8 protein-coding genes are annotated in these 13,174 nt (G+C 67.8%); 4 read left to right on the forward strand and 4 right to left on the reverse strand.

Features of this window, described 5'->3' with window-relative positions; translation table 11 throughout:
* Positions 1-3 precede the first annotated feature (3 nt).
* Genes cydB through ACZY0X_RS24900 form a run of 4 tightly spaced genes read left to right on the forward strand, consistent with a single transcriptional unit; the run spans position 4 to position 4,688 of the window.
* Positions 4-1,044: a cytochrome d ubiquinol oxidase subunit II gene (gene cydB / locus ACZY0X_RS24885; protein WP_463774231.1), complete on the forward strand. Its 1,041-nt coding sequence runs from the start codon at positions 4-6 to the stop codon at positions 1,042-1,044.
* 23 nt (positions 1,045-1,067) lie between these two features.
* Positions 1,068-2,672 carry a thiol reductant ABC exporter subunit CydD gene (cydD, locus tag ACZY0X_RS24890; protein WP_463774575.1) on the forward strand — a complete coding sequence of 535 codons (1,605 nt, stop codon included), beginning with the start codon at positions 1,068-1,070 and terminating at the stop codon, positions 2,670-2,672.
* A 28-nt stretch (positions 2,673-2,700) separates the two neighbouring features.
* Positions 2,701-4,233: an ATP-binding cassette domain-containing protein gene (locus tag ACZY0X_RS24895; RefSeq protein ID WP_463774577.1), complete on the forward strand. Its 1,533-nt coding sequence runs from the start codon at positions 2,701-2,703 to the stop codon at positions 4,231-4,233.
* Positions 4,230-4,688, forward strand: a complete 459-nt coding sequence (locus ACZY0X_RS24900) for a DUF4190 domain-containing protein (protein WP_463774232.1) — start codon at positions 4,230-4,232, stop codon at positions 4,686-4,688. Before ACZY0X_RS24895 ends, ACZY0X_RS24900 begins: the two co-directional genes overlap by 4 nt.
* Positions 4,689-4,693: 5 nt before the next feature.
* Here ACZY0X_RS24900 and ACZY0X_RS24905 read toward each other — a convergent pair whose 3' ends face one another.
* Genes ACZY0X_RS24905 through gltB form a run of 4 tightly spaced genes read right to left on the reverse strand, consistent with a single transcriptional unit; the run spans position 4,694 to position 13,137 of the window.
* Positions 4,694-5,596, reverse strand: coding sequence for an acyl-CoA thioesterase domain-containing protein (locus ACZY0X_RS24905; protein ID WP_463774233.1), 903 nt, complete (start codon positions 5,594-5,596; stop codon positions 4,694-4,696).
* A gap of 8 nt (positions 5,597-5,604) precedes the next feature.
* The gene (gene pyk / locus ACZY0X_RS24910) at positions 5,605-7,023 is read right to left on the reverse strand and encodes a pyruvate kinase (RefSeq protein WP_463774235.1); all 1,419 of its coding nucleotides are present in this window, start codon (positions 7,021-7,023) and stop codon (positions 5,605-5,607) included.
* Between the two features lie 50 nt (positions 7,024-7,073).
* Positions 7,074-8,576: a glutamate synthase subunit beta gene (locus ACZY0X_RS24915; protein ID WP_463774237.1), complete on the reverse strand. Its 1,503-nt coding sequence runs from the start codon at positions 8,574-8,576 to the stop codon at positions 7,074-7,076.
* Positions 8,569-13,137, reverse strand: coding sequence for a glutamate synthase large subunit (gltB, locus tag ACZY0X_RS24920; protein ID WP_463774238.1), 4,569 nt, complete (start codon positions 13,135-13,137; stop codon positions 8,569-8,571). Before gltB ends, ACZY0X_RS24915 begins: the two co-directional genes overlap by 8 nt.
* Positions 13,138-13,174 lie beyond the last annotated feature (37 nt).

Genomic DNA, 13,174 nt, shown 5'->3' on the forward strand with positions numbered 1-13,174 from the left:
AACATGGGACTTCAGGACTTCTGGTTCGTCGCACTTGCGGCGTTGTTCTTGGGCTTCTTCGTACTCGAGGGATTCGACTTCGGCGTCGGCATGCTCATGCGGTGGTTCGGCAGACGCGAGGGCGACGACCGTGAGCGCAGCCAGCGTGCCGTCCTGAACACCATCGGGCCGGTGTGGGACGGCAACGAGGTATGGCTGATCACCGCCGGTGGCGCGATGTTCGCCGCGTTCCCAGCCATGTACGCGACGGTCTTCTCCGGTCTCTACCTTCCGCTGCTGGCAATCCTGGTCGGCATGATCGTGCGCGTCTGTGCAATCGAGTGGCGCGGCAAGGTCGACGATCCACGGTGGCGATCATGGGCTGATGCCGCCATCGCGGTCGGTTCGTGGCTGCCCGCCGTCCTCTGGGGTGTCGCGTTCGCCTCGCTGGTGCGGGGGCTACCCGTGGACGCTGATGCGCAGATCCACCTCACGTTCGGCGACGTACTGAACCCGTACTCGCTGCTCGGCGGTCTGGCCACGGGCGGTCTGTTCGCCTTCCACGGTGCGGTGTTCATCCGATTGAAGACCGAGGGGTCCGTGCGAGATGAAGCCGCCCGGTTCGCCGGCCTGTTGGCCGTCCCGGTCACCGTCGTCGTCGCCGCGTTCGGACTGTGGACCGAACTCGCGTACGGAAAGGACTGGACCTGGCTGGTGTTCGGTATCGCGGTGGTCGCGCAGCTAACCGCCGTCATGCTGGTGTGGAGTCGCAGCGGAGACGGGTGGACCTTCGTGTTCACCGCGGTGGTGATCGCGGCCGTCGTAGTCCTGCTGTTCGGGTCGCTGTACCCGAACCTGGTGCCATCCACGCTCGATCCCGCCTGGAGTCTGACAATCGAGAACGCATCCTCCTCCCAGTACACGCTGAAGATCATGTCGTGGGCTGCGCTGATCTTCGCGCCGCTCGTGATCGCCTATCAGGCGTGGACGTACTGGGTGTTCCGCCAACGGATCTCCGCCGACCGGATTCCCGACCCGATCGGACTGTCGCGGCAGATGCCGTGAACCCGCTCAGCGGCTCCCCCGCGATGCGGCGGCACCTGGCCGCGTCCGTGTGCTGCGGTGTGGTCATCACCGGCGCGGCCATCGCTGCCGCGGTGGTACTGGCACACGTCACGGCGGGCTTCATCACCGATCCGGCATCCCGCAGCGTCTCGCACTGGGCGGGGTCGCTGTGGATACTGCTGGCACTGTGGGTGCTTCGCGCGGCCGGCCAGTGGGTGCAGGCCCGGCTCAGCCAGCGCGGGGCGACCGCCACGATCAGTGACCTGAACCGGCAGGTGCTCTCCACCGTGGCCGCACTGCCCCCGCGGCGTCTCGCCGAGGTTCGCGACGAGGCCGCGCTGCTCACCACACGAGGACTTGACGGCCTGCGTCCCTACTTCACCCGATACATCCCGGCGGTGGTCCTCGCCGGAATCCTCAGCCCCGCAGCCGTGATCGTCATGGCCTGCTACGACCTGCAGTCCGCGATCATCGTGGTGATCGCGCTGCCGCTGATCCCCGTGTTCATGATCCTCATCGGCCTGGTAACCGCCGACCGCTCCGCAGCCTCACTCAACGCGATGTCCACCCTCCAATCCCGCCTGCTCGACCTTGTCGCGGGCATCCCCACCCTGCGGGCACTCGGCCGGGCCGACGGACCCGCGTACCGAATCACCGAACTCAGTGCAGCGCATCGCCGTTCGGCCATGTCCACGTTGCGGATAGCCTTCCTGTCCTCGCTGGTGCTCGAACTGCTGGCCACACTCGGTGTCGCGCTGGTGGCGGTCAGCGTCGGACTGCGACTGGTGTACGGCGAGATGGAGTTGGCCAACGCACTCACCGCACTGCTGCTGGCACCTGAGGTGTTCTGGCCGCTGCGTCGCGTCGGCGTGGAGTTCCACGCCGCCCAGGACGGGAAGACCGCCGCGGCCAAAGCGGTTGCGCTGCTGGACGAACTCCCACGACCGCAGGCAGGCGTCGCAACGGTGACCGCGGCGGGAACACCGATCCGTCTGGACGGGTTGACGCTGGCTGGGCGTGACGGCGCGGCCCCGGACGGCTTGTCTGCGGAGATCGACCCGGGCGAGATCACCGTGTTGACCGGACCCAACGGCGCCGGAAAGAGCACCGCCCTGCAAATGATCCTGGGGTTGACGCCACCGACCTCGGGTCGAGTGCTGATCGGCGACGTCGACGTGGTCGATCTCGAACCCGACGATTGGTGGGCGCAGGTGGCCTGGCTGACGCAACGGCCGGTCCTGATTCCCGGAACGGTACACGAGAACCTGAACCTGTTCGGACCACTTGCCGATCTCGATGCTGCCTGTCGCGCAGCCGGTTTCGACGACGTTCTGGCCACGCTCCCCGACGGCTACGACACCCCGCTCGGACGCGCCGGAACCGGCCTGTCGCTGGGTCAGCGCCAGCGCCTCGGGCTGGCACGCGTGTTGGGCTCATCCGCGTCAGTCCTGCTGCTCGACGAGCCGACGTCACACCTCGACGCGGCACTGGAGAGCCGGGTGCTCGCCGCGATCGTCGCGCGAGCCCGTGCGGGCGCCACGGTGGTGCTCGTCGGACACCGCGCCGAGGTCGTTGCCGTCGGTGACCGCATCGTGCACGTGGGAGGTGCGGCCCTTGCTCGCCACTGAGCCCGACGACCGGACCAACACCGACCCGATGGCCGCCGCCATTGGGCTGCTGCGACCGCGCCGGGGCCGGCTCGCCGCGGCGGTCGCACTCGGAGTGCTGTCGCTGGGAAGCGCACTGGCGCTGGCCGTCGTGGCCGCCTGGCTGATCGCCCGTGCCTGGGAGCGACCACCCATCCTCGACCTGACCGTCGCCGTCGTGGCCGTCCGCGCTCTTGGCATATCGCGAGGGGTCCTCGGCTACTGCGAACGGCTCGCGACACACGACACGGCGCTGCGCGCGGCGGGCAACGCTCGGTCACTGTTGTACCGGCGACTCGCCGCCGCACCCGCCGATACGGCTATGCGCTGGCACGGTGGCGAACTGGTGTCACGTCTCGGTGGCTCGGTGGATGAGCTGGCCGACGTGATCGTGCGTGCACTGATTCCGATCGCGGTCGCGGTCGTGCTGTCGTCGGCCGCCGTCATCGCGCTGGCATTCGCGTCCGTGGCCGCCGCCGTCGTGCTCGCCGTCAGCCTGGTGGTCGCGGGTGTCGTCGCACCATGGCTCGCCGCACGCGCGGCCGACCACGCCGAGACGCTGGCAGTCCGCCACCACGCTGGCCGAGACACCGCGGGCATGCTGGCACTCGACCATGGACCCGAGCTACGTGTCGCGGGCCGGCTCGACGCGATGATCGCTGAATCGACTCGCCAGCACCGCAACTGGGGCCATGCGTCCGATCGCGCCGCACGGCCTGCAGCGGTCGCCGCAGCGGTACCGACACTGGCGGTGGGCGCCGCCGCGCTGGGTGCCGCCCTCGTGGCGACGACGCTCGCGGCGACAGCGGCCCCGACCACGGTGGCGATCCTGATGTTGTTGCCGTTGTCGGCATTCGAGGCGACCTCCGCGCTACCGGCCGCTGCCGTGCACCTGGTACGCGCCCGCATCGCGGCACGTCGACTGGCAGACCTCACCGCCCCGGTAGACGGTCGACCACGTCCGAGGCTGACCCAGATCGACCTGCGCGAGGGTGACCGCCTCGCGGTGCTCGGTCCGAGCGGCAGCGGCAAGACCACCCTGTTGACCACTATCGCCGAGGCGCATCAAGAGCCCCTCACCGCAGGCTATTTCGCCGAGGACGCCCACCTGTTCGACACCACTGTGCGGGATAACCTGCTGGTGGCCCGCGGTGACGCCACCGACGCCGAAATCACCGCGGCACTCGACACCGTAGGCCTGCGGCCCTGGCTCGACGCACTGCCCGATGGGCTCTCGACGGTTCTGGACGGCGGCGCCGCCGCGGTGTCGGCCGGGCAGCGCCGACGCCTCCTGTTGGCTCGAGCGCTCGTCTCGAACTTCCCGATCGTGCTGCTCGACGAACCCACCGAACACCTCGACGCGGTCGACGCCGGCCGGATCCTGGTCCGCCTCCTGACGCCGGGCATGCTGTTCGGGGCCGACCGCACGGTCGTCGTCGCCACTCATCACCTGCCCGACGGGCTGCCCTGCCGAGTCGTCGCCGCCTCGGAGTTCAACTCAGAATTCAACTCCGACCGCGGCGAGTACGCTGACCAGACATGACCGGGTATCCGGGCGGATATCCGCCGCCATACCAGCAGAATCCATACCCCGGCTACGGGCCGCCACCACCCAGCGCGCCGCGCAACGGGCTCGGTATCGCCGCGTTGGTTCTGGCGATCGTGGCGCTGCTTCTCTTCTGGTCGGTGGTCGGCGGCCTCGTGATCGGCGTCGTCGCAGTGATTCTCGGCATCGCCGGTCGGGGCCGCGCGAATCGTGGTGAGGCATCCAACGGTGGAGTGGCCGTCGCGGGAATCGCCTTGGGCGCGTTGGCGATCGTCGTGTCGCTGGCCTTCACCGCCGTCTGGGTTGGCATCTTCAATGAGGTTGGCGGAGCGGACTACCTCGACTGCGTCGCGGATGCGGGGACGGATCGGGCGGCATCCGAGGCGTGCGCCGACCAACTTCGCGATCGCGTGGAGAGTCGTTTCGGCGTGGCTCCAACACCCACCGGGTAGCGGCGTCAGCCCCGTTCGGGGAAGTACTTGACGATGCCCTCCTGCACGACGGTGGCGAGCACGCGTCCGGACTCGTCGAAGAAGTGGCCGGTGCCCAGCCCCCGTGAATCCGATGCCACCGGCGACGACGTCGAGTAGAGCACCCAGTCGTCGAACCGGATCGGCCGGTGGAACCACACCGAGTGGTTCATCGTCACCGCGAAGATGCGGTCGAATCCCCACGACAGTCCGTGGGTGGTGATGATCGAGTCGAGCACGGTGGTGTCCGATGAGTACACCAGTGCGGCCGCGTGCAGGATCGGGTCGTCGGGCATCTCCCCCGCGGCCGTCATCCACACCCGGTTGTGCGTCAGCTTCCCGCCCTTGTCCCGCATCACCCACGCCGGATCGTTGGTGTAGCGCCACTCGATGGGCCGCAGCGCCTCGGCGAAGTGCGGCACGGTCTTCTCGTAGCCGCGCAGCACATCGTCGATACCGGGCAGATCGCCCGGCGGCGGAACCACCGGCGCCTCGATATCGTGTTCCAGTCCGCGACCGCCGGACAGATGCGACACCAGGGCCGACCCCAGCAGCAGATCGTCCTGCATGACATCAACCCGGCGGTTGGCGAAGCGGCGCTCGTCGCGTAGCGCGACCACGTGGAACTCGAGTTCCCGCTCGGGGTCACCGCCTGCGATGAAGTGCATTGACAGCGCACTGGGCGGCAGGCCGTCACGAACCGTGCGACTGGCCGCGACGAACGCCTGCGCCATCATCTGGCCGCCGAACGTCCTGACCGGGTTCTTGCTGGGGTGCGACCCGGTGAACAGGCCATCCCCGACGCGTTCGACGTCAAGGACCGCCAGGAGTTCGGTGAAGTCGGGATGGGACGCTCGTCGCGCCCTCGGCTGCTCGGCGCCTCCCGACACAAACCCTCCTAGTGGTCGTCCTCGCCGATCCGGTGCACGTGGATCAGGTTGGTCGAGCCTACTGTGCCCGGAGGAGCCCCAGCGACGATGACCACCAGGTCGCCCCGCTTGTAGCGACCCAGCGCGAGCAGCGACTCGTCGACCTGGCGGATCATGCCGTCGGTGGTGTCCATCTGCTTGACGATGAACGTCTCGGTGCCCCACGTCAGCGCCAGCTGACTGCGCACCTCGGGCAGTGGGGTGAACGCCAGGAGCGGTAGCGGCGTGTGCAGCCGAGCCAGCCGCTTGACGGTGTCACCGGACTGGGTGAAGGCCACCAGGGCCTTCGCATCGAGCCGCTCGCCGATGTCACGGGCCGCATAGGAGATGACGCCGCGCTTGGTGCGTGGCATGTGAGTCAGGGGCGGCGCCGCTGTCGAGTTGTCCTCGACAGCCTGCAGGATGCGCGCCATGGTGCGGACCGTCTCGAGCGGATACTTGCCCACCGACGTCTCACCGGAGAGCATCACGGCGTCGGCGCCGTCGAGCACGGCGTTGGCGACGTCGGAAGCCTCGGCACGCGTGGGCCTGGAGTGCTCGATCATCGACTCCAGCATCTGCGTTGCCACGATGACTGGTTTCGCGTTCTCCCTGGCCATCTGGATGGCGCGCTTCTGGACCAGCGGCACCTCCTCGAGCGGCAGTTCGACGCCGAGGTCACCGCGCGCGACCATGATGGCGTCGAAGGCCAGCACGATCGCCTCGAGGTTGGCGATGGCCTCGGGCTTCTCCAGCTTGGCGATCACCGGAACCCGCCGGCCCACCCGGTCCATGATCTCGTGAACGAGTTCGATATCGGCGGGCGAACGCACGAACGACAGCGCAACGAGGTCGACGCCGAGGTTCAGCGCGAACTCCAGGTCGGCGATGTCCTTCGCCGACAGAGCGGGCACCGAGACGTTCATACCGGGCAGCGACAGGCCCTTGTTATTGCTGACCCGGCCGCCCTCGGTGACCTTGCACACCACGTCGTCGCCGTCGATCGCCTCGACCACGAGGCCGACGTTGCCGTCGTCGACCAGGAGTCGGTCCCCCGGCGCGGCGTCGACTGCGAGTTGCTTGTAGGTGGTCGACACCCGGTCGTGGACGCCCATGATGTCCTCGACGGTGATGCGGATCGTCTCACCGGTGGCCCACAGCGTGGCACCGGTGGAGAACCTGCCGAGCCGGATCTTGGGCCCCTGGAGATCGGCGAGCACACCCACCGCGCGTCCCGTGGCGTCCGAAGCCGACCGAACGTAGTTGTAGTTGGCCTCGTGATCGCTGTAATCACCGTGGCTGAAGTTGAGTCGAGCGACGTCCATTCCGCATTCGACCAGCGACTTAACCATCTCGCTGCTGCCTGTGGCAGGGCCGAGGGTACAGACGATCTTTCCGCGTCTATTCACGGGATCTCAGCATAGTCATGATCGATTCAGATGACCATTCAGACGGAGTCTCAGACGACGGCCAGGGGTAGCGTTCCGGGTCGCACCGGCGCCGGCAGATCGGACTCCCCCATCAAGAAGGCGTCGACGGCGTGGGCGGCGCTGCGGCCCTCCGCGATGGCCCACACGATGAGCGACGCGCCCCGATGCGCGTCACCACAGACGAACACTCCGGGCGCACTGGTCTGCCAGTCCGACCCACACGGCAGCGCCCCACGCCCGTTGAGTGCCAGCCCGAGGTCATCGAGCAGTCTCATGCGCTCGACGCCCTCGAATCCGATGGCCAGCAGAGCCAGGTCGCACGGAATCTCCATCGGGTCCCCCACCGGCGTGATGGACCTGCGCCCCTCGGCGTCGCGTTCGACGCGGACTTCCGCGATCTCCATCGCGGCCACGTTGCCCGAGGCGTCACCGATGAACCGCTGCACGGCGACCTCGTAGCGACGGGCACCACCCTCGGCGTGCGCGGGCGACATGCGCAGCACCATCGGCCACGTCGGCCACGGGGACAGCGTGTCGTCTCGCCGTTCGGGCGGTTCGGAGTTGTAGTCGAGCTGGGTGACCGACACCGCACCCTGGCGATGCGCCGTGCCCAGGCAGTCCGCCCCCGTGTCACCGCCACCGATGATCACGACGTGCTTGCCCTCGGCCGACACATCGGAGTGCCCGTCACCCTCGCACTCGCGATTGGCAGGCACCAGATGTTCCATCGCCAGATGCACGCCGGCCAGCTCGCGCCCCGGCACCGCATTGTCACGGGCGCGCAGTGCGCCCACGGCGAGCACGACCGCGTCGTGCTGTTCCCGTAGCGCCTCGACGCTGAGGTCAACCCCGACCTCGCACTCGGTGATGAATCGCGTACCCTCGGCCCGCATCTGGGCGAGCCTCTGGTTGAGTGCGGACTTCTCCAGCTTGTACTCGGGAATCCCGTACCGCATGAGACCACCCAGCCGGTCGTCGCGCTCGTAGACGGTGACGTGGTGTCCGGCGCGGGTGAGCTGTTGTGCCGCAGCCAGTCCCGCAGGCCCGGACCCGACCACCGCAACGCTCTTACCTGTGACGATGGCCGCGGGTGCGGGTTCGACGATGCCGTTGCGCCACGCATGATCGGCGATGGTCTGCTCGATGCGCTTGATGGTCACGGCGCCGCCGGTCGTCTCCTCGGCGATCGACAGCACACACGCGGCCTCACACGGCGCCGGGCACAGTCTGCCGGTGAACTCCGGGAAGTTGTTGGTGGCGTGCAGCCGCTCGCTGGCCGCGTCCCACCGTCCACGCCGCACCAGGTCGTTCCACTCGGGGATCAGGTTGCCCAGCGGGCAGCCCGCAGAACCCGAGTGGCAGAACGGAATACCGCAGTCCATGCACCGGCGGGCCTGCTGCGAGACCTCATCGGCCCGCTCGTAGGGATCCTGGCGTTCGTAGACCTCCCGCCAGTCCCCGACGCGTTCGTCGACCGGCCGGTTGGCCGCGTCAACCTTGGGTACCCGCAGAAATCCCGTTGGGTCAGCCACGACTTGCCTCCATGATCGCAGTGTCGACGTCGCGGCCCTCGGCCTTCGCCATCCTGGTTGCCTCAAGCACACGCTGGTAGTCGGTCGGCATGATCTTCGTGAACTGTGCACTGCGCCTTGGCCAATCCGACAGCAGCGACCCCGCGACGGTGCTTCCGGTGAACTTCGCGTGCCGTGAGACGACGCCGCGCAACCAGGACAGATCCTCGGGTTCCAGCCGCTGCAGCTCGACCATCTCGAGGTTCACCTGCGCCGGGTCGAGGCCCAGGACGAAGGCGATGCCGCCCGACATCCCCGCGGCCATGTTCCGGCCCGTCGCGCCAAGCACCACGACGCGTCCAGCGGTCATGTACTCGCAGGCGTGGTCACCCACACCCTCGACGACCGCCAGCGCCCCGGAGTTGCGGGCGCAGAACCTCTCACCCACGCGGCCCCGCAGGAACACCTCTCCCGAGGTGGCGCCGAACAGCAGGGTGTTACCCGCGATGACATTGTCCTCCGGCAGGAACAGCACGTCGTCGTCGGGGCGAACGATCACCCGGCCACCCGAGAGCCCCTTCCCGACATAGTCGTTGGCGTCGCCGACAAGGTCGAGCGTGACGCCAGGCGGCAGGAATGCGCCCAGCGACTGGCCCGCCGACCCGGTGAGGGTGACACCAATGGTGTCCTCGGGCAGGCCCTGGGCGCCGTAGCGGCGAGTGACCTCCGCGCCCAGCAGCGTGCCGACGGTGCGGTTGACGTTGCGCACCGGAAGCTCGAGACGCACGGGATGGGCGTCCTCGAGCGCGCCCTCGGCGAGCGCGATCATGGTCTGGTCGAGTGCGTGCTCGAGGCCGTGGTCCTGGTCACGCAGCCTGCGCCGCTGCGTCAGCTTGGCGCCGTGCGCATCGGTGGGAACCGCGAAGATCGGGCTGAGGTCCAGGCCGCGGCTTTTCCAGTGCGCGACACCCGGTGCCGTGTCGAGCACATCGACCCGTCCGACCGCCTCGTCAATGCTCCGGAAGCCCAGCTCGGCAAGGTATTTGCGAACATCCTCGGCGATGAACCGGAAGAAGTTCTCCACGAACTCGGGCTTGCCGTTGAAACGCGCCCGCAGCTCCGGGTTCTGAGTCGCGACACCCACCGGACAGGTGTCGAGGTGGCAGACCCGCATCATGATGCACCCGGCAACCACCAGGGGCGCGGTGGCGAACCCGTACTCCTCGGCACCCAGCAGCGCAGCGACGATCACGTCGCGAGCGGTGCGCATACCACCGTCGCACTGCACGGTGATGCGGTCACGAAGACCGTTGAGCACCAACGTCTGCTGCGTGTCGGCCAGCCCGATCTCCCACGGCGCCCCCGCGTGCTTGAGCGACGTCAGCGGGGCAGCGCCGGTCCCGCCGTCGTATCCGGAGATCAGCACGACATCGGCGTGCGCCTTGGACACCCCCGCCGCCACGGTTCCGACGCCCACCGAACTCACCAGCTTGACGTGGATCCGGGCCTGCGAGTTGGCGTTCTTCAGATCGTGGATCAGCTGCGCGAGGTCCTCGATCGAATAGATGTCGTGATGCGGCGGCGGTGAGATCAGACCAACACCCGGCGTCGAGTGCCGTGTCTTCGCGATGTTCGGGTACACCTTGTACCCCGGCAGCTGACCACCCTCACCGGGCTTGGCGCCCTGAGCCATCTTGATCTGGATATCGCTGGCGTTGACGAGGTAGTCGCTGGTGACGCCGAATCGGCCGGATGCGACCTGCTTGACCGCGCTACGCCGACGCGGGTCATAGAGCCGGTCGACGTCCTCGCCGCCCTCCCCGCAGTTCGACCGGCCGCCGAGCGCATTCATCGCGATCGCCATGGTTTCGTGCGCCTCGGCCGAGATGGACCCGTAACTCATTGCGCCGGTGTTGAACCGGGTCAGGATGGACTCCGCGGACTCCACCTCGGCCAGCGGCACCGGCGGGCGCACGCCAGACTTCAGTTCGAACAGGCCGCGCAGCACCCCACCCTCGCGGGCCAGCCGGTTGACCTCCTCGGAGTACCGCTCGAACACCTCACGACGGCCGGTTCGCGTCGAATGCTGCAGCAGGAAGACCACTTCCGGGGTGAACAGATGCAGTTCGCCCTCGCGTCGGAATGCGTACTCACCACCCACCTCGAGCCGACGGTGCACGCGTTCGGTCGGATTCTCGGGGTAGGCGCGGCGGTGCCGCAGCTTGACCTCCTCGGCGAGGACGTCGAGGCCGACGCCGCCGATCTGACTGGGTGTGCCGGCGAAGTACTCGTCGACCACATCGCGGTCCAGGCCGATGGCCTCGAAGGCCTGGGCTCCGGTGTAGGAGGCGACGGTGGAGATGCCCATCTTGCTCATCACCTTCATCACGCCCTTGCCGAGCGCCTTGAGGTAGTTGCGGACGCCGGTCGACGACTCGATTCCGGTGAGCTCGCCCTCGCGAACCAGGTCCTCGATCGACTCGAAGGCCAGATAGGGGTTCACCGCCGCCGCGCCGAATCCGATCAGCATGGCGATGTGGTGCACCTCGCGGGCGTCACCGCTCTCGACCACCAGCGCGACCGAGGTGCGCTCCCTGGTGCGGACCAGGTGGTGGTGCACCGCCGACACCGCCAGCAACGACGGGATCGGCGCCCTGGTGTGGTCGGAGTCTCGATCCGAGATGACCAAAGTCCTGGCCCCCCGCGCGATCGCCGTGCTCGCCCGGACGCGCAACTCCTCCAGCGCCTCGGCGAGACCCTCACCGCCACGCTCCACGTCATAGAGCGCGCGCAGCACCTTTGTGTTGAGACCGGGCTGCTCACCGTCGTCATTGATGTGGACGATCTTGTTGAGTTCGTCGTTGTCCAAAACCGGCCAGCGCAACACGATCTGGCGACACGACGCCGCAGAGGGTTCCAGCAGGTTCTGCTCGGGACCCATGACGCGCGCCATCGACGTCACGACCTCTTCGCGGATGGCGTCCAGCGGCGGGTTCGTGACCTGAGCGAAGAGTTCGACGAAGTAGTCGTAGAGAAGCCGCGATCGCTGTGAGAGCACCGCGGCCGGGGTGTCGGTGCCCATGGAACCCAATGGTTCGGCACCCGAGGCGGCCATCGGCGTCAGCATGATCCGCAGCTCCTCCTCGGTGTAGCCGAAGGAGATCTGCCTGCGCACGACTGATTCGTGGTTGGGTTGCACGCGCGCCCGGTCGGGCAGTGTCTTGAGGTCGAGAAGGCCGGCGTGCAGCCACTCGCCGTAGGCCTCCGCGGCGGCCAGTTGGTCCTTGACCTCGTCATCGGCCACGATCCGGCCCGCGGCCGTGTCGATGAGGAACATCCTGCCCGGTTCCAGGCGGCCCTTGGCCACGATCTCGGCCGACGGTACGTCCAACACACCGCTCTCACTGGCCAGGATGATCCGGTCGTCGATCGTGCGCCACCAGCGTCCGGGGCGTAACCCGTTGCGGTCCAAGACCGCTCCGACCACCGAGCCGTCCGTGAAAGTCACGCAGGCAGGCCCGTCCCACGGCTCCATGAGCGAGGCGTGGAACTGCCAGAACGCCCTGCGCCGCGGGTCCATCGTCGTGTTGTTCTCCCACGCCTCCGGGATCATCATCATCACGGCATGCGGCAGGCTCCGCCCACCGAGGTGCAACAGTTCGAGCACCTCGTCGAAGGTCGCGGAGTCCGACGCTCCGGGCGTGCAGACGGGTGAGAGCCTGCTCAGGTCGCCGGGGATGCGGGCGCTCGCCAGCGTCGCCTCGCGTGCATGCATTCGATTGCGGTTGCCGCGCACGGTGTTGATCTCGCCGTTGTGGGCGACGAACCGAAACGGATGGGCTAACGGCCACGAGGGGAACGTGTTGGTGGAGAACCGGCTGTGCACGATCGCAATCGCGCTGCGGCACCGTTCATCTCGCAGGTCCGGGAAGAACCGGGGCAGCTGCATCGTGGTGAGCATGCCCTTGTAGGCCATGGTGCGACTGGACAGCGACGGAAAGTACACCTGAAGCTCGTCGGGGCCCGCCTCGGCGCGCTTGCGCAGCGGATAGACCCGACGGTCCAGGTCGATTCCGCCGGGCCTGACTCCCTCGAGTTCCGGTGCGGTGACGAACAACTGGGACATGTGGGGCAGACAGCCGAGCGCGGTGTCACCGACCTGAGCACCGTCGGGATCGATCGGGACCTCACGCCAGCCGAGGACCTCAAGCCCCTCCTCTGCAGCGATCTGGTCAATGCGCTCGCGTGCCGCAATCCGCGTGACGGGATCGCTTGGCAGGAAGCAGATTCCGGCAGCGAACGTGTTCGAGCCGTCCGGCGCGGACTCGGGCAACGCGAAGTCGACGACGTCGCGTAGCAGTTCGATGGGCAGTTGCAGCAGGATGCCAGCCCCGTCACCGCTGTTGGGCTCGGCGCCTGCCGCACCGCGATGTTCGAGATGCTCGAGCGCGGTCAGTCCATCGGCGACGATGGAATGCGATCGACGCCCCTGAATGTCAGCGATCATGGCGACACCGCACGAGTCCGACTCGTGCTCGGGATCGTAGAGACCCTGTGTTTCGGGCAATGCCGAGAACAGCATTGGACGTACCTCCGCAGTCCGGAAAAGTTCTTTCCGG

It is taken from the genome of Mycobacterium sp. IDUB_39 (genome assembly GCF_055419205.1).